We start from the raw sequence: 17,236 nt of genomic DNA, 5'->3' as shown, positions 1-17,236 counted from the left end.
GGCTACTGAGTGTGACCTGAGTGATAGAAAGAAATAATCCTGTACAGGCCCACCATGACATATGGGGGGCGTTGACATTCTACACGTTGATGACGACAAGGGGCTTGCTAGCCTGACTGCCGACCTACTCGAACGCAAGGACAGTCGGTTCAACGTGGAGACTGCCGCAACCGCCACAGAAGGGCTGCAGTTGCTCGATGATCTCTCACCTGACTGCATTGTGTCCGACTTTGAAATGCCCGGAATAGACGGACTTGAGTTTCTACAGGCCGTCCGGGAGGAACACTCCAAACTCCCATTCATCCTGTTTACTGGCCGGGGAAGCGAAGAGATCGCAAGCGATGCGATTTCTGCCGGCGCAACTGACTACTTACAGAAACAATCCGGGACTGAGCAGTACGAGCTACTGGCCAACCGCATTAACAACGCTGTCACTCGGTATCACTCAGAAAAACAGCTGCGCGAGACCAAAGAAGAGTATGCCGCTGTTTTCGAGAACGCACGGAATGGGCTCTTACTTGTCGACGTTGAACAAGAGGGGTTTCGCTTCCGGCGGTGTAACTCACGTGTTCTGGAGTTTACGGGACTTGCAGAGTCGGAACTTATCGGTAAGACCCCACAGGAGGCACTCGGCTACGAGAATGCCAGAGCGGTCGTCGGCGCGTATCGGAAATGCGCCGCCATGCGCGAGACAATTACTTACGCGGTGACACTTACTCACCCAGTTGGCGAGGTCGTTCATGAAGCCAACACCACGCCGATCATCAGAGACGGTGAGGTCGAGCAACTCGTCGTCGCGTTTACCGATATCACCGAACGGCACGCCCGTGAGCAGAAGTTACGTGAAGAACGGGCCGTCATTCAGCAAGCGCTTGATGCACTCGATGAGCCGCTGTTCGTTACGGATATAAATGGCCGCCTCAAGCACTGTAACCATCGCGCACTCGAGCTTACCGGGCATACCGACCAAACAGCCGTCGAAATGCCGATTACTGACCTGTTTCCCGACGACGAGCGGGAGACAATTACTGACGCGGTTGACGACGCACTCCGTACTGGCAGAACTACTGTCACGGCCAGCCTGCGCCTCGACAGCGGTCAGCAACAGCCGTACGAGTTCCGCGCTCACTCTTTGACTGATCTGGATAACAACACAGCGGGGCTGGTCATACTCGGTCAGGATGCCCCTGATACCTGATCGAGTGTACATCTGTTGCGGCTGCCGGTCACTATGGCCGGCCCTGTGTGCTGAACTGTGCTGACCGGCCGCCACACGCAGACGTGTCTGTGTCCGCCGACAGACAATTTGTTCGCCCCGCCACTCCCTGAAGCTTATACCACATGACGGTTGAATTGCACAATACCAATGAAAGACGTGCTCTCCAGAATTGGTATCGGGTCCGCTACAGTAGACACGGTTCTGCCGACAGATTCCGTTAGAGCCGGTGAATCCGTCCGGGCCGAAGTCCACGTTGAGGGCGGATCGACAGACCAAGACATCGATGCGGTCTACTTCGCGCTGGAAACTGAATACAAGTCCGACGAGGGGTACAAAGACGCTATCATCGACCAGTGGCAACTCACCGAGCCGTTCACTATCGAAGCCGGCGAGGAACGACGTTTCGAGACGACTATCGATATTCCCCGACAGACGCCGGTGACCACACGCTCGACGGCCGTTGAAATCGAGACCGGCCTCGATATCTCGATGGCGGTTGACCCCGGCGATGAGGATTACATCGAAGTCGAACCGACACACCGTATGCAGGCAGTGTTCGACGCGCTCGATTCGCTCGGCTTCTCGCGCCACGCCTCGGCCTGTGAGGCGACAGCCGGGAGCCTGTTCACTACTTCGGCGAGCTTTGTGCAGGAGTTCGAGTTCCGGCCTCAGCGCGGCGAGTTCTCCGGTCAGGTCGACGAGGTCGAGATTATCCCAGTGTTCGACGACGACCAGCTTACGGTGTACATCGAGGTCGACCGCAGCGCCGGACTACTCTCGGAGATGACCGATGCCGACGAGCGACACACGCAACTCACGATAGACGCTCCTGACTCTGACGCTATCGAGCCACGACTCGTGGACGCGATTCGGGAATTGAGCTAGTCTGTCGCCATGCACTCCTGTGCCAAGCCCCAGTCCGCTCCTGTCCTCAACCCCAGAACGACTGCGTCCGTGCGTACTCCCGTTCCTGCCGGAGGATGTCTCGGTAGAACTCGTCTTCATCCTCCCGCAGGCGGTTGATGATGCGGGCGGCGTTGTGCGGTCCGACACCGCGGGCGGCCAGCGCGACCACTGCTCGCTTCCCGTGGCTCTGGACTAGTGAGGCCGCGCGGTAGGCCCGTTCGGTCATCTTCTCCTGCTCGTCGTCCTTGTCGTCAGTCCGGACGGCCGAGACGACTTCCTCAGCCCAGGGGTTCAGCGCGGCGATGCGGGTGGACCCACACTGCGGACACGACGGCTGCTCCCGAACCCGCTTGACCTGCTGTTTCCGGTCCCAGTCCTTGCAGTGCAGACACATGAGGATAACGCGGTCGCTCTGGATGCGCTCCTTGACAGTCTTGATGACGCTCGCGTCGGCGTTCTCCGGGGAGAGGAGTTCCCGCCCGGAGGAGCTACCGCCGGTCCCGATTGGCGTGTGCTCGCCCACTGTTTCGAGAGCCACGTCCCCACTCTGGATATCCCGCAGAAGGTCAGCCGTTGCCTCGATAGCGAGGTCTTCGTGGCGCACCTCGCGCAGGGCTTCGTCGTACATCGGCGTGTCCTCCAGAGCAGCAAGTAGACGGTCGCGGCCGAAGTCCGTCGACCCGCGACCGCGCCAGCGCTTGAGCGAGCCGAACTTTGTCGCTACCTGCGCGAGTTTGAACTTCAGCGCGTCGGCGTTTTTCAGACTGAGTTCGATCAGCGCCAGGAGGTGGTCGGGGTCAGTGTCCTCGATGACTTCGATGACATCGCCGGCGGTGATCCGGCGCGGGACCTCTAGCGTAATCCGGTACGGGTCGACATCCATCGCGACTGACGACCCTGCCCGCTGGCCGAGCAGCGCCGAGAGGACCCGCCCCAGCGTCTCGTTGATTTTGTGGCCGTAGCAGGCGTTGACGACGACTTCCCGGCCGTGGAACTCCACCAGAATGGTCGTATCATCCGGAATCGGTCCTTCGTGTTTTTCGACCTGTGAGAGACCGTCTGCGACGGTTTCCGGTCCAGCGGCGTAGCGAGTCGCCACGTCTCTGGCGACGGCGTCGGTGTTCGCGCCGTCCTGAAGTTGCCGACCAGCCACGCGACGGAGTTCGCCGACCTCAGCGGCGACGGCTCTTGGCACTGGGATCTCCTGTCCGACCCATGAGGGAACTTCGCCAGCGGGGTCCTCGATGGGTGAGACAGTCACGATTTCGTCTTCCTCGTCGATATTCGTGATGCGCCACATCTCTCCACGCTGGACGAACACCTCGCCGGGCGTGGCGAAATTGACGACGAACTTCTCATCGAGGGTTCCGACCTGCTGGCCCGAGGCGACATCTTCCACGTCGTAGGTGGCCTCGTCGGGGATCATCGAGAGGTTCTGATAGAAGTACTGCCAGGTCCCGCGGCGCTTCTCTAAGGTGTCCCGGTCCTCGTCCAGCCAGATGACGTTGTTCGACGCGAGTTCCTCAATGACCTGCTTGAACTGATCCTCGTCGAGACCCTGGAACGGGTACGCTCGGGTCAGTATCTCAAAGGCCCGCATCGCCCGGATTTCGCCGGTGTCCATCACCAGTCCGGCGATCTGGTTGGCAACTGTGTCAAGGCTCCCGTCGTGGATTTCAGCCGGTTCGACATCACCGCCTTCGGCCTGTCTCGCAATCGCCAGCGCCTCCAGCGTGTCGTCGGTGTCAGTCGTCACGACCGTCCCCGAGGAGACGAGGTCCCGGCGGTGGCCGGCACGGCCGACACGCTGGACCAGACGGGACACCTGCCGGGGGCTGCCGTACTGGACGACGTGGTCGACGTGCCCCACGTCGATACCCAGCTCCATCGAGGACGTACACAGCAGCGCATCGAGGTCGCCGGCCTTGAAGCGGTCCTCCACGTCGATGCGGGCCTCCTTCGACAGTGAGCCGTGATGGACGCCAAGGTCGGTTCCCAGCTCTTTGAACCGCGAGCCCAGTGCCTCGGCAGTCTGACGGGTGTTGACGAACAGCAGCACGGACTCGTGGTCGTCGATGAGGTCGGCAATGTAGCGGACGTGACTGGCCGTTCCGGCGTCGGTGACGAGCGTGCTCGACAGTTTCTCGTCGCGGTCGGTGATCTGAGGTCGAACCACCTTGATGTCCAGCCGACTGCCGATGTCCACTTCTACGATGGCACACGTCCGGCCGCCGGTAAGAAACCGACCGACTTCGTTTGGATCGCCGACAGTCGCCGAGAGGCCGATTCGCTGGAACCGCCCGGACAGCTCCCGGAGTCGCTCCAGACCGACCGTCAACTGCGCGCCGCGCTTGGCCGCAGCGAGTTCGTGGACCTCATCGATAACGATATGCTCGACATCCTCTAGCGCTGTCCGGAGCTTCGACCCGGTGAGCATCGCCTGTAGCGTTTCCGGTGTAGTCACCAGCACGTCCGGCGGGTCGTTAGCCTGCTTCTGGCGCTGGTAGTCAGTCGTGTCGCCGTGGCGAACGTCCACTTCGAGGCCAAGCGTCTCGCCCCACCAGTCGAGACGCTGGCGCATGTCGCGGTTCAGCGCCCGGAGCGGCGTGATGTACAGCGCGCTGATGCCAAAGCGGTCCTCGGCTTCCGCCAAGGCGTCGAAGACCGGCAACATCGCCGTCTCCGTCTTCCCGGTTCCGGTCGGAGCGACCACCAGCGCGTCCCGCCCGGCGGCCAGAGTCGGAATCGCCTTTCGCTGTGGGTCGGTCGGCGTCGTGAAGCCGCGCTCGGAGAGCGCACTGCGGACGGCCGGCCCGAGCGCAGTGAAGGCGTCATCGCCGCGAGCGACCCCGTCAGTCATCGCCCCTCTCTAGCGACTACACCGGGTTAAACACGTTGTGTCACATTCTCTCGTCCCCCATCGGTAACCAGAGCACTGCGGGCGTTGCGGGGGAGCAACGGGTACAGCCTTATGTCGTTGCCCTGGGATATGTGGAACCATGACTGACGCCTGTGCAACTGCGACCGGTGATGGCCTGTGAACACGCTCGACGAGATCGAACGGGCGGTGAAGGACACGGCCCACTACGTTAGCGGGAATCTGGCGAACTACGCCAACAGAGCCGCCGGCGAGAACCCGAGCGGGGAACAACAGGTCGGTGGCGACGTGTGGGCCGACGACCTGTTTTTCGACGCACTCGCGTACATCGACGGTATCGGCGCGTACGCGAGCGAGGAACGTAGCGACGTGGTCGACTGCGGTGACGGCTACAGCGTCGCTATCGACCCGCTCGATGGCTCTTCGAACCTCGCCTCGAACAACTCCGTGGGAACGATAATCGGAGTTTACGACGCCGAGCTGCCCGCTGCGGGCCGAGAAATGGTCGCGTCGTTGATGGTCTTATATGGCCCATACACGACGCTGACTATCGCCCGGTCCGACCGCGATGTCGTTCAGGAGCACCTTCTCCGGGACGGGCACAGCGAGCGCTGGGGTCAGTTTGAACTGCCAGCGGAGGCGACAGTCGTTGGGTTAGCGGGTAAGACCGGCGAGCGCAGCGACGAGTTCAACGAGATTGCCCAGTCTTTCGAGCGAGAGTTGAAACTCCGCTACGGCGGCGCGACCGTCGCCGACTTGGCCCAAGTGCTCGAGTACGGCGGGCTGTTCGGATATCCGGCGACGTCGGGGTATCCAGACGGAAAGCTCCGGGTCCACTTCGAATCAGCGCCGCTCGCGTATCTCGTCGAGGCGGCCGGCGGGGCCTCTAGCGACGGCTCACAGTCCTTACTCGACGTTGAACCGGACGGTATCCACGACCGGACGCCGACGTTCCTCGGTAACACCGAACTGGTCGAGGAACTCGAAGCGGCGCTCTCGGAAGCATAGGCGGGTGCAGCCAGCCGGCTCAGACCTGCCGGTAGGCCCCTAATCGCGTGCCATCGAGCAGGAACGCCTCGGTATCCGTCATGCCCTCGGGCAGGAACGGGGCGAGGAACTCCTGGCCGTCAACGTTGACCCACGTCCCCCCGGAGCGGTCGTTGAATGCCGGGAAAACGACGATATCCAGCGCGTCCTCGACCGGTTGGTCGAACTGTTCGGAAAACGGCTCAGTCACCAGCGAGCCGCGGAGCCAGGCCCGCTCCTTCTGGGCACCGCCGACGCTGTCCTCCAGCCGGACGACGGGATGTTCGTGGCCGACACAGACGACATCCGCTTCGAGTACGTCCGGTGCAGGCCAGGTGTGGCCGTGGACGAACCCGACCGAACCGATACGGATTCCGTGTCCCGGCGTCACCTCGACATCAGCGTCGAGATCAGACAGAATCGGCTCCAGACCGCCGTCATGATTCCCTTTCACCAGTGTCACGGGCACGTCAAGGGCGTCGAACAGCGTTTCGAGTTCCGCCCGCTCGTCTGCGAACGGGTCGCCGATAGCGTGGCCTAGGTCGCCGATGACGACAAGCCGGTCGGCGCTGGAACGGTCAAGACACGCCAGTAATCGCTCTCTACGGGCCTCGGCGGCCGACTGGAGTTCGACCCCCTCGTACCTGAGTCCCGCTTCGATGCCGGCGTGATAATCGGCCACCGCCAGCAGTCGCTCTCCGTCGGTGTCGACTGTGGCCGCTGGAACGCCGGGAAGCGGTTCGACACGCATCTGCGCTCGGTTGGGTCGCAGGGGAGAAAAGGACCGCGGCTCGGCGCGTCAGATGGGTGTGAGCTTGCCGTCCTCGGGCTCGTAGCAGCGCCCGCCCATCAACGCGTCTTGGATGGCGTCCTCGACGGCGTCGGCGTCCGCGCCGTGACGGCTCACGACCGTTGCGCGGAGTTCCTCGCGGTCGGCCCCACTGCCGTCGTCGAGGTCAGCCATGACCGCCATGACGGCGTCTTCGAGGTCCACGTCTTCGGCGGGCGCGTCCTCGCTCGCCGACTCGCCGGGCGAGGCCTCATCGGCTGCGGCGTCGGTCGCTGTTTCGGGCGTCTCGACGGGTGCATCGCTCGTGGCTGCGTCAGCGTCTGGCTCGGGGGACTCGTCGCCGGCCGGTGCGCCGGGCGAACCGGGTGCGGGCTCGGCGTCGGCGGCGTCTGCGGGCGCGCCCTCCTCGGCCACGTCGGCCAGTTCTTCGTGGTCCGGCGTCTCGATGTCAGCCTCGCCGGGCTCATCCACTTCCGTCCCGCTCTGGAAGTCAGTGCCGTACTCCTGTTCGATTTCCTCGCGTTCGTCCTCGTCCAGTTCGAACTCGGTGTCGAAGTCGCCGAGGTCACCGCCGTCGTCGGGTTCGGACGACGACTCCGGTTCGTCCTGTCCCATCGCGTCGGCGTCGGTCGCCGGCTCACTCGACACTGGTGGTTCGTCCACGGGCTCGCTCTGTTCGGGCGTCGAAGACACGTCTTCACCCACGGACTCACCCGGCGTGGTTTCGTCGGCTGCGGCGTCGGTCGCTGTCTCGGGCGTCTCGACGGGTGCGTCGCTCGTGGCCGCGCCGGCGTCTGGCTCTGTCGACTCGTCGCCGGCCGGTGCGCCGGGCGAACCGGGCGCGGGCTCGGCGTCGGCGGCGTCTGCGGGCGCACCTTTCTCGGCCGCGTCGGCCACGTCCTCGTCTGTCGTCGGCTCAGTAGCTCCGGAGTCGGTTGCCGTCGCATCTCTCTCTCCCTCCTCAGTCGCCGTCTCCGGCGTGGAAACATCAGTATCGAGGTCGAGAGAGGCAAGGAGCGGAATCGGGTCATCAGTCCCGTCGCCCGGTGACAGCGACAGCCCTTCTGCCTCGTCCGTGTCGCCGGCGACGACACGAGCGGCGCCGAGCGCTGTCGTCCGGAGTGCATCGAGGTAGTCGCCGGTCGTGCCGTAGTGGTCCAGCGCGAGCGTGATACCGGCCGCGGCGCTTTCGTCGATGCCCCGGTCGAGCAACGCAAGGCGGAGTTCGTCGCCCGCCAGATCAGCCTGTTTCGCACTGGCCATCTGCCCGATTCGCGAGACGGTTTGCTCGGCGGCCTGGACGACCCAGCGGTCCCGCGTGTCCGCGTCGACTTCGCTGATACTCTCGGGTCGAACCGAGGTGAACACCCGGTCGCTGTCGTCGGGCTGGAAGGTGCGGGCCTTGCCCGTGACGGCGACGAACATCGGCGGGTCGGCGGCTTCGAGGAAGGCCAGTTCGTCGGGCTGGTACTGGCCGGCGTAGATGACGAACGGGCCGGTCGGGTCCACGACGCGAGCGCGCAACACGTCGTCGTTGACCTGTTCGAGTTCGGTGAGGACGCCGACGAGGAACAGGCGGTTGACCCGCGCGCCGGTCGGCGTGACGACGTAGTTCGGCGCGCGTTCCTCATCGGACTCGGAGTACGAGAAGTCGGCGTCGTCGAACTCCGCGGCGAACAGCCGATGGGCGACCTCTCGGCGGCCGGGGCCGCTATCTCCGGACTCGCTCATGTGTCTGCCTCCTGTAGAAGGGCCTGCGCACGCGTCGCCGGGTCGTCGTCAGCCTCGGCAAAGGTCGAGGCAGTGAGGTTCGCGCCGTACTCGTCGACCGACAGCGACCCGCGGACGACGTACTCGCGGCCGACGATACGGTCGCTGATGCGCTCGGCAACGACCTCTTTATCCATCGCATCGCGGGCGTGCTCGCGGGCATCATCGAGGTCGCCACCGTACACGCGGGCGGTGAGTTTATTATCAAGCACTGCGGTGACGGTGTCAGTTCCGTCGTCGAGGATGGCCTTCGTCCGCAGGTCGTCCTCGCCGTCGACCGCGCCGTGGGAGCGACACTGGCCGTTCTGAATGACGCGGCCACACTCCGGACAGCGCTCGATGAGGCCGGAGCCGTCCCGCACCTCGATGACGTTGCCGGCCAGTTCCACGTCGAACAGGCCACCGCTCTCGACGGCCTCGCGGATCGACAACCGGGGTGCGTCTTCGGTGACATCGACCGTGCGGTCCAGCGCGGTCACTGCCGAGAACTCGGAGACGTTCACCGATGGCGCGCCACGGAACTCACGGACGAACGTCTCGTCGAGGCGCACGGACGCCCCTTCCTCGATTTCGTCATGGGGCTCCCAGTCGGTGAACGGGAGCCGGCCGCTCTCGTCGCCGACGACGCCGCTGAGAATCGTTGTCTCGCCGTCGCGGCCGTCGATGACCTTCTGTTCGCATTCCAGCACCTGCACCTCGACAGTGATGCCGCGGTCACCCGGTGCGAGGTCCTGTAGCGCGGCGCGGCCGCCAACCTCGTAGTCGATGTCGAGTGTTTCGTCGACGACCTCGGGGTTGGTGCTATCGCCCAGATTGAGTTCCGGCTGGCCGTCCCATTCGCGGACGCCGGCGTTGCCGAGCCGGACGGTCTGGCCGGGCTGGAGGTCACCAGAGAATCCGTCCCATGCCGTGTAGGATATCTTGCCCGTTTCGTCGGCGAGTTCGCCCTCGCGGATGACGTGCTGTTCCCCGTTGTACTGGATGGACCGGCGACCCGACGTGAGCACCACGGCGGTGACTGTCACGTTTGAGTCGTCGGTCGACACCTCGTTGATGGCCTTGCTTGACGGCGTGCTGTCGCCGCCCGAGCCGCCATCACCGTACTTCCGTCTGAGGCTCTGCTTGGCCTCGTCCATCGGGACGGAGTAGTTCACGAGGTTTTCCAGGTCGCGTGTGACCTCCTCTTTGTCAACGCCGAGGTCGGAGGCGAGCTCCTCGGCATGATCTTCGAGAGACATCGACTGACGGTTCGATGGGAGCACTCAAAAGCGTTTTCGGCCGGCCGTATGGGATACAGCTGTCGCTACCTGTTTGAAATCGCCCAAAATTCTTATTTATGATACTGTAATCTCTCAGCATATGCTCTCTGACCGAGTTAGTACGTTTCAAGCGGCCGAATATTCCGCTACTGGCCATATCAAGCTAACTGGGCAGAAAAATATCGAGATTGATAACGCATGCGGACCTCGGGGGGCCTGACAATGGGGAGCGTGTTCGGGTCGAAGCCGTCAGAGGCTCACGTCATCTGGCGGAGTGGCCGGAACAACGACGGCAAGAAGAAATTCGATTTTGAGTATCTGGAACTGTGGGCCGCTCATTTCGGCGTCGACTTCGAGCAGTGGTCCCGCGTCGACCACGACCGTGCGGACGAACCCCGCGAGCAGTTTGCCTGCGTGTTCTGCTGGTCAAAAGACGGCGGACAGGAACTCTCCGTCGGTGACGAGGAGTGGACGATGGGGTCTCAGCGCAAGCCCCGTACATTCGTTGAAATCGACGAGGAAGGGATAGTTAGACTCCGTGGCTGGACCAGTGAGACCACGCTTGACGTCGATGAGCTGGTACTGAAAAAGACGGTGCTGAAGCTGCAAACCGCCGACGGCACGGTAAAGAAACTTGACGCCCGAAAACTTTCGAAGCGCCCCGAGACGCCTTCCTCCTGAGCGTAACCCAAAAGCCGTTTGACGCATCGCCGGCACGGACGAGTATGCACGTCGTCGTTAACGCCGCCATGAGTGTCGACGGGAAGCTCTCCTCCCGCCGCCGCGAACAGATCGCTATCTCCGGCCCGGACGACTTCGACCGCGTCGACCAGCTCAGAGCCGACAGCGACGCGGTGATGGTCGGTGTCGGCACAATTCTCGCCGATGACCCTTCGCTGACCGTCGACAATGCCGACCGCCGCGCCGACCGGGCCGATCGCGGCGACCCCGAAAACCCCGCCCGCGTCATCGCCGACTCCCGTATCCGCACGCCACCGGACGCCACAGTGCTTGACGGCCGCGCTCAGACCTACCTCCTCGTCAGCGAAGCCGCGCCGCCGGACTTCATCGAGGAGATGGAAGACGCCGGCGCGTACGTCATTGCTGCCGGTCAGGACCGGGTCGATCTGACGACGACGCTCGCGAAGCTGGAAGGCGACGGCATCGACCAGCTCATGGTCGAGGGCGGCGGCGAACTCATTTTCGGCCTGTTAGAGGAGGCGCTGGTCGACGAACTGTTCGTCTACGTTGGTCCGAAGGTCATCGGCGGCCGGGACGCGCCGACGCTGGCCGACGGCGACGGCTTCATTGAGGACTTCCCGGAGCCGGAGCTGGCCGACGTCGAACGGGTCGACGACGGCGTAGTGCTTCACTGGCAGTTCTGAGAACTGGCCGGTAGAATTAGTGGTCGTGACCGGTCAGCTCGGCGAAGGACTGGCCGAAGCGCTCCTCGAACAGCTCGCTGGTCTCTTCTTCGAGTGCGACGATCTGCTCGTCCGGCTCGCCCTGCGCGTGGTGGACAGCGCTGTGAATCCGCTGGGTCATGCCGAACATCGCGATGTCGCCGACGACCTGCGGGTCCGTCTCGTCCGGCGACTCTCGGAGGATGTCCACGAGTTCGCTCGGAACTGTGAGTTCGTCGGTCTCTTCGCCGTCGTCAATAGTCAGCGTGACAGTGTCGGTTGCCATGCCATCGACTCCGGGGGCTATCCTAAAGGGTCTGTGGATGTGAGAACGGAGAAGCAGCTGCGTTAGTCGTCGGCTTCCGCGGCGGCTTCGGACTCTGCCTCTGCGGTAGCTTCGGCCTTTGCTTCGAGGTACTCGTCAGCGTCGATGGCGGCTTTACAGCCCATCCCGGCAGCGGTGACGGCCTGCTGGTAGTGGTAGTCGACCACGTCGCCGGCACCGAAGATACCGTCCACGTCGGTGGCAGTCTGGTCGCCGCCGGTGCCGCCGTGGGTCTGGATGTACCCGGTGTCGTCAAGTTCGACGCCGGTGTCTTCGAGGTAGCCGGTGTTGGGCGTGTGACCGATGGCGATGAAGACGGCGCCAACGTCGAAGTCGAAGGTTTCGGTCCCGTCGTCGTCGAGCTTCTCGCTGGGATGACCCTCGTCGTTCTGTGCGAGGGTGACGTGGTCGACTCCGTCCTCGGGGGAGCCGTGCATTTCCAGCAGTTCGGTGTTGCGCATGATCTCGATTTCACCCTCGTCGACCTTCTGCTGGACACGGTCGATCCAGTAGTCCTCGGCGCGGAACTCCTCACGGCGGTGTGCGATGTAGACGGTGTCGGCGAACTTCGTGAGGAAGTGGGCCTCCTCCATGGCCGCGTCGCCGCCACCAACGACGAGCATGTCCTCGCCGCGGAAGAACGCGCCGTCGCAGGTCGCACACGTCGAGACGCCGTAGCCCATTAGCTCGTCCTCGCCGGGGACGCCCAGCGTCCGGGCGCTGGCTCCGGAGGCGGCGATGAAGGCGTCACAGGTGTACACGTCGCCGTTCGACAGTTCTACGCGGAACGGCCGCTCGCTGTCGTCAATATCGGCGACGATACCGTGTTCCAGCTCAGCGCCGAAGCGCTCGGCCTGCTCTTTCATATTGTTGATAAGGTCCGGCCCGGAGAGCCCCTCGGGGAAGCCGGGGAAGTTCTCGACTTCGCTGGTCAGCGTGAGTTGCCCACCGGGTTCGTCGCCTTCGAGAACGAGTGGGTCGTTGTTGCTCCTGGCGGCGTAGATGGCCGCTGTCAGTCCCGCTGCGCCCGTGCCAGCGACGATGAGTCGTCGGTGTTCGACCGGTTCTGTCATTAGCCAAGTTAGACTACCAGGCCGTATTTAGCTTGTGTTGTCGTGCGCCGAACTCACGTTGGGACGACACGCTTAGGCCGCTGCCACCGTTCGCTGAGGGTATGGCCGCTGATCTCGAAGAGAAGACTGACCGCTACGAGGGACTGCTTGCTGAGGCACTTGACGCGGCATCAGTCGCACCGCCTGACGGAACGCCGATGCACGACGCCGCTCTAGAGTGTGAGGAGATGGCGTCGGCGTATCTTGAAGATGGGCGTCACTTTAGAGACGACGACGACCTCGTGAACGCGCTGGCGTCGTTCTCGTATGGACACGCGTGGTTGGACGCGGGCGCGCGTATCGGCCTCTTTGATGTCCCAACTGAGGGGCACCTATTCACTGTCTGAAACCCGGTCCGATGGATATCGGGTTGGCCCTCCCAGAGAAATGTCTGTCAGTCTACTACTATCTGTTCGACCGATGGGCTGCTGCCCTACTGCGAACCGCAGCCTCTTTCAAGTCGCTGGATGCCGTTCGTTGCGGTACTTGAGTTCGGTGGCACCGTGGTCCGTACGCCTCCAATTAATCCGTCGCTGGCCGCTCCCGTGACAGGGCGTTATCATCACTGTCTGTACTTATCTGGTATGTAATCATAACCAAACTGCATCAGATGGTAACATCGCTTTTTACATCATATCACTCCCCCACGATGTGCGGAACCACACTGTGACTCCCGCTGACCCGGTAATTCCGGGACCCACTCGCCGTTCTCGACCGAACTGGAGTGACTGTTGCGGGGTGTGGACTGGTCGTTCAGCGCTGCACCGACGGAGTCACATGGCGTTGCAGTCCCCCGATTATGCGGTATGTCTGGGAGTTGGCGGTAATCGGCAAGGTTATATATCTCTACAGCGGGCCATGCTATACCCTATCACGCCGCTGTCCCGCGGTTTGTGCCGAAAGACGGCGAAAGATTTATATACTTTATGGACTAACTATAGGGTAAGACAAATCCCCAAATAGTCTTAAAATTTCTGCACCCGGCAGAACAGGACTTCCAATCATGAGTGAATCAACAACGCGGACAAGCACACGAGAACGAGACGAGAAAATTACTGAGTCGACGGAACAGGAGGCTGTAGAGACCTGTCCCGAATGTAGTGGCAATGTAGTTACGGACACTGAACACGGCGAAACAGTCTGTGAAGACTGTGGGCTGGTCGTCGAGGAGGACGAGATTGACCACGGTCCGGAATGGCGTGCGTTCAATTCCGCCGAGAAGGACCGCAAGTCCCGCGTCGGCGCGCCGACGACGAACATGATGCACGACAAGGGCCTCTCAACGAACATCGGCTGGCAGAACAAGGACGCCTACGGGCGTTCCCTCTCCAGCGAGCAGCGCCAGAAAATGCAGCGACTCCGGACTTGGAACGAGCGATTCCGTACCCGTGACTCCAAGGAGCGCAATCTCAAGCAGGCGCTGGGCGAAATCGACCGAATGGCCTCTGCGCTGGGGCTCCCCCAGAACGTCCGCGAGACATCCAGCGTCATCTACCGCCGCGCGCTCGGTGACGACCTCCTCCCAGGTCGTTCCATTGAGGGCGTCGCGACCGCTGCGCTGTACGCGGCCGCTCGCATGGCCGGGAACCCCCGGTCGCTGGACGAGATGGCCCGTGTCTCCCGCGTCGAGAAGATGGAGCTCACACGAACCTACCGCTACATCGTCCGCGAACTCAGCCTCGAAGTCCAGCCGGCGGACCCGGAACACTACCTTCCACGGTTCATCTCCGACCTCGGACTTAGCGAGGAGACCCAGCGACAGGCACGAGATCTCATCGAGGGTGCTCGCCAGTCTGGGATGCTCTCCGGCAAATCACCGGTCGGTATCGCCGCTGCAGCCGTCTACGCCGCCGCGCTGCTGACCAACGAGAAGGTCACACAGAGTCAGGTTAGCGACGTCGCTGACATCTCTGAAGTGACTATCCGAAACCGATACAAGGAACTCCTCGAAGCCGAGGACCTTCCGGCCTGACGCCCGGGTGAAGGCAGACTAATGGGGAGACGACAAGGCTTTTTATCATTGGCTATGTGTGTGAGTAACATACATGGAGGAAGCGTACGTGCGATTGCTCTGTCCTGAGTGTAAGAAAGACTGGGAGTCGACGCCGACAGACTTGCCGCGACACGACACGACGTTCCACTGCCCGAACTGTCATGCGAGCCATCGGCTCGCCGTTTTCACCCGTACGGAAAACGACTTGCAGACGCTGAAAGGGCTGCAGTAACTACTCGCTCGTCGCCGAGCGTGCGCCACACGCCTCACAGCGAAGCAACAGCGCACCCTGTTCCCGTTCCAGTTGCGTGTCTGGCAGTCCACACTCTGAGCAGAGCACGAACTCGTCGACGTAGTCGTCGATGGACGCCTCGATACGGTCGGCATCGAACTCACCGGTCAGGCGCGCTCGACCGCTCTCGTCGATGTGGCCGCTCGTCCCGAGGTCGTTCTGGAGGAACTTCATTACGTGGTCGTCCTCACGTCCGAGTCGGGAACACGTCGACTGGAAGTTCTCGTAGACGGTGGCGTTGCCCTCCTGTCGGACATCCGGGTCTGGGACCTCGAACCGCTCGCTTGTGCCGTCGATCTCGGGCGTTTCTTCCATCGCCCGGTCAAGCATGTCGTCGTATTCCATACTCTTACGTCACAGAGCAGCCAACAAAAACTTTTCAGCCGGTGGTCGTCAGTTATCGCCAGGCTGTAAGTGTACAGGTCTCGTCCGCTACCATCGAAATCCAGGTGTCATCGTGGGCAATATCGGCGATGACGAACCGCTGCTGGCCGTCGACATCGTCGACAGCACACATCACATCAGGCGCAGTTCCCGACCGACGGGTGGGACGTTCAACCTCGTAAGACACGATTGTTCATCTAGGATGTGCGGTAATGAATGTGTCGTACTCGTTTCGTCTTTTGATACTCTGAAGCCCGGCCATTTATGCAGCAAAACGAGTTGTGTCTTCCTATTGCCGTTGTGAGTATCAAGGTCGATTCAACGATTGTCGATGGTTGTGGCCGGAGATAGCCGCTCTGAACGTTGGAAAGAGTGCCGGACCTGTCAGGGAGCGAGCCGGTTCTTGCGCCCCTTCATCTCTTCGTCGTAGTACTCGAAGGTCTTGGGACACCAGTCGGCTGCCAGGTCAAGCATCTCCTCGGTCATCTCCCGGATCTCCCACTGTGCGTCCGCCGCAGCCCGCATATCCGCGACGTGCATCAGCATCCGGGCGTTCATCGACATCACGATGTTCACCTTGGTCCCGATTGGCAGCACGAACCGGGCGTCCTCCGGCGGCATTCCGAGTTCAAGCAGCTCCTGATACGATTCGACCGCCTGCTCGATGGTGTCTTTGAATATCTCCGTTCGCTTCTCGAACTCGTCGTCAGAGACGCTCGCTTTCTGTTGGTTCCGGCCGATCCAGTCCGGGTCCGTTGCGGACGGTGGCGTCACGACAAGTTCTCCCTCGCGGACGGCTTCGGGGTCAATATCGTCGAAGGAGACGTACCGCATCGACTGTACATCAAATGAGACGTGTCGGTGACGGGTGATCTGGGCCATACAGGAGCGGGAGACGCCTTCGACGGCGAAGGTCGCCTGCGCGTGTTCGAAGGGGCCGAAGTGGCCGTGGTCGAGTAGATGCCCGATGAGCGTCTCCTTTTTGTCGTCAAGAGTATCCCCGTCGACCTCAGCCATTGTCGCTTCGAACGACTGGCTGCCGACGGAGGTGTCGCTGTAGTCGTTGCGTGCTGCCTTGCAGATGAGATCCTCAGGGTCGTCTGTCGCTTCGAGCAGCTTTACGTCCATATCGGGAGGGTGTCCCGGAGCGGCAAAATACTTCCTTCCCGGACCGACACGGAGTTCGGACCGCCTGTGGATAGCCTCGTACTCAGATATCCTGCCAGTCGGTCGGTTCGCCGGCAAGGCCGAGCACGCGGGCCTCTCGGCCGCCGCCCTCGGCGTCGCGAACGTCAATCATCCCGTCGAATGCCTGCTTGATGACCTGCAGGGTCTGGTCGTCGTGGGCTCCCGAATCGATAGTAAACACACCGATGTAGCCCGCGGAGTCCAGCCGCGAGGACAGCACGTGACAGAACTTGAAGACGGTCTTCTTGTCCGTGTAGGTCAGCATCGTCGACAGCGAGACGAGGGCCAGACGGCCCTGTTCGTTACCGGCGTTGTGCAGCCCTTCCAGCGCCTTCGTGATGCCGATACCGATGCCGGTGAGATCACCGGGCGAAGAGACGTGGTGCGCGTGGGCGTTACCGATTGCCTCCTCGTCCGTGCCACCTTCGCCCCGACAGTCGATAACACCGAGTTGGGAGTCGTCGAGGTCGGGCACGAGCGACCGGAACTCCTCGACGACGCTGCCCGCGCCGTCACCGGTCGTCACGACCACCGCGCCGTCACCCTTGTCCAACCCGTCGGCGAGAATATCGTATGCGAGTCGTTCCTTCCCGCTCATTGCTGGACCGGATATCAGGATGCTAGACCCTGGCCGGACCTCACTGAGCGCATCGAACTCTAGTACTGAGGTGAGATCATACATTGTTTGTCG

18 protein-coding genes are annotated in these 17,236 nt (G+C 62.3%); 8 read left to right on the top strand and 10 right to left on the bottom strand.

The window, feature by feature from the left end; all coding sequences use genetic code 11:
- Positions 1-61 precede the first annotated feature (61 nt).
- Positions 62-1,198, top strand: a complete 1,137-nt coding sequence (locus RBH20_RS07920) for a PAS domain-containing protein (RefSeq protein ID WP_306707263.1) — start codon at positions 62-64, stop codon at positions 1,196-1,198.
- Positions 1,199-1,366: 168 nt separating this feature from the next.
- Entirely contained in the window at positions 1,367-2,104 is a 738-nt protein-coding gene (locus tag RBH20_RS07915; RefSeq protein ID WP_306707262.1) for a sporulation protein, read from the top strand.
- Between the two features lie 46 nt (positions 2,105-2,150).
- On the opposite strand, the gene RBH20_RS07910 is transcribed toward RBH20_RS07915, so the two are convergent.
- Positions 2,151-4,985 carry a DEAD/DEAH box helicase gene (locus RBH20_RS07910; protein ID WP_306707260.1) on the bottom strand — a complete coding sequence of 945 codons (2,835 nt, stop codon included), beginning with the start codon at positions 4,983-4,985 and terminating at the stop codon, positions 2,151-2,153.
- A 177-nt stretch (positions 4,986-5,162) separates the two neighbouring features.
- Between RBH20_RS07910 and RBH20_RS07905 the strand changes: the two genes are divergently transcribed.
- Complete coding sequence (locus RBH20_RS07905; protein WP_306707258.1) at positions 5,163-6,011, top strand: class 1 fructose-bisphosphatase; 849 nt, start codon at positions 5,163-5,165, stop codon at positions 6,009-6,011.
- A 19-nt stretch (positions 6,012-6,030) separates the two neighbouring features.
- Here RBH20_RS07905 and RBH20_RS07900 read toward each other — a convergent pair whose 3' ends face one another.
- Genes RBH20_RS07900 through RBH20_RS07890 form a run of 3 tightly spaced genes read right to left on the bottom strand, consistent with a single transcriptional unit; the run spans position 6,031 to position 9,827 of the window.
- Positions 6,031-6,780 carry a metallophosphoesterase gene (locus tag RBH20_RS07900; RefSeq protein WP_306707256.1) on the bottom strand — a complete coding sequence of 250 codons (750 nt, stop codon included), beginning with the start codon at positions 6,778-6,780 and terminating at the stop codon, positions 6,031-6,033.
- Positions 6,781-6,828: 48 nt separating this feature from the next.
- The gene (locus RBH20_RS07895; RefSeq protein ID WP_306707254.1) at positions 6,829-8,550 is read right to left on the bottom strand and encodes a hypothetical protein; all 1,722 of its coding nucleotides are present in this window, start codon (positions 8,548-8,550) and stop codon (positions 6,829-6,831) included.
- Positions 8,547-9,827 carry a Single-stranded DNA binding protein gene (locus RBH20_RS07890; RefSeq protein WP_306707252.1) on the bottom strand — a complete coding sequence of 427 codons (1,281 nt, stop codon included), beginning with the start codon at positions 9,825-9,827 and terminating at the stop codon, positions 8,547-8,549. The genes RBH20_RS07895 and RBH20_RS07890 overlap by 4 nt, the downstream gene beginning before the upstream one ends.
- Positions 9,828-10,070: 243 nt before the next feature.
- Between RBH20_RS07890 and RBH20_RS07885 the strand changes: the two genes are divergently transcribed.
- Together RBH20_RS07885 and RBH20_RS07880 are read left to right on the top strand one after the other, a co-directional pair.
- Entirely contained in the window at positions 10,071-10,529 is a 459-nt protein-coding gene (locus RBH20_RS07885; RefSeq protein ID WP_306707504.1) for a hypothetical protein, read from the top strand.
- Positions 10,530-10,573: 44 nt separating this feature from the next.
- Positions 10,574-11,233 carry a 2,5-diamino-6-(ribosylamino)-4(3H)-pyrimidinone 5'-phosphate reductase gene (locus RBH20_RS07880; protein WP_306707250.1) on the top strand — a complete coding sequence of 220 codons (660 nt, stop codon included), beginning with the start codon at positions 10,574-10,576 and terminating at the stop codon, positions 11,231-11,233.
- Positions 11,234-11,249: 16 nt separating this feature from the next.
- Here RBH20_RS07880 and RBH20_RS07875 read toward each other — a convergent pair whose 3' ends face one another.
- Both RBH20_RS07875 and RBH20_RS07870 read right to left on the bottom strand, forming a co-directional pair.
- Positions 11,250-11,537 carry a hypothetical protein gene (locus RBH20_RS07875; RefSeq protein WP_004592488.1) on the bottom strand — a complete coding sequence of 96 codons (288 nt, stop codon included), beginning with the start codon at positions 11,535-11,537 and terminating at the stop codon, positions 11,250-11,252.
- A 62-nt stretch (positions 11,538-11,599) separates the two neighbouring features.
- A complete protein-coding gene (locus tag RBH20_RS07870) occupies positions 11,600-12,649 on the bottom strand; it encodes an NAD(P)/FAD-dependent oxidoreductase (protein ID WP_306707247.1) in 1,050 nt (349 codons plus the stop codon).
- Between the two features lie 101 nt (positions 12,650-12,750).
- Between RBH20_RS07870 and RBH20_RS07865 the strand changes: the two genes are divergently transcribed.
- The 3 genes from RBH20_RS07865 (at position 12,751) to RBH20_RS07855 (ending at position 14,913) form a co-directional block, all read left to right on the top strand.
- Positions 12,751-13,035: a DUF357 domain-containing protein gene (locus RBH20_RS07865; protein WP_306707245.1), complete on the top strand. Its 285-nt coding sequence runs from the start codon at positions 12,751-12,753 to the stop codon at positions 13,033-13,035.
- A 656-nt stretch (positions 13,036-13,691) separates the two neighbouring features.
- A complete protein-coding gene (locus tag RBH20_RS07860; protein ID WP_306707243.1) occupies positions 13,692-14,660 on the top strand; it encodes a transcription initiation factor IIB family protein in 969 nt (322 codons plus the stop codon).
- 73 nt (positions 14,661-14,733) lie between these two features.
- Positions 14,734-14,913: a hypothetical protein gene (locus tag RBH20_RS07855; RefSeq protein ID WP_004515550.1), complete on the top strand. Its 180-nt coding sequence runs from the start codon at positions 14,734-14,736 to the stop codon at positions 14,911-14,913.
- Here the strand turns inward: RBH20_RS07855 and RBH20_RS07850 are convergent, their stop codons facing one another.
- From RBH20_RS07850 to RBH20_RS07835, 4 genes are all read right to left on the bottom strand, one after another.
- On the bottom strand, positions 14,914-15,318 hold the full coding sequence (locus RBH20_RS07850; protein ID WP_306707240.1) for a translation initiation factor IF-2 subunit beta: 405 nt from the start codon (positions 15,316-15,318) through the stop codon (positions 14,914-14,916).
- A 52-nt stretch (positions 15,319-15,370) separates the two neighbouring features.
- Positions 15,371-15,544 carry a hypothetical protein gene (locus tag RBH20_RS07845; RefSeq protein ID WP_306707238.1) on the bottom strand — a complete coding sequence of 58 codons (174 nt, stop codon included), beginning with the start codon at positions 15,542-15,544 and terminating at the stop codon, positions 15,371-15,373.
- A gap of 197 nt (positions 15,545-15,741) precedes the next feature.
- Positions 15,742-16,485, bottom strand: a complete 744-nt coding sequence (thyX, locus tag RBH20_RS07840) for an FAD-dependent thymidylate synthase (RefSeq protein ID WP_306707236.1) — start codon at positions 16,483-16,485, stop codon at positions 15,742-15,744.
- Between the two features lie 82 nt (positions 16,486-16,567).
- Positions 16,568-17,227, bottom strand: a complete 660-nt coding sequence (locus RBH20_RS07835) for an ATPase domain-containing protein (RefSeq protein WP_005534121.1) — start codon at positions 17,225-17,227, stop codon at positions 16,568-16,570.
- Positions 17,228-17,236: the final 9 nt, after the last annotated feature.

The organism is Haloarcula sp. H-GB4 (assembly GCF_030848575.1).
Taxonomy (GTDB): domain Archaea; phylum Halobacteriota; class Halobacteria; order Halobacteriales; family Haloarculaceae; genus Haloarcula.
The sequence above is the reverse complement of the archived record's forward strand: the minus strand, read 5'-3'. Positions and strand labels throughout refer to the sequence as shown.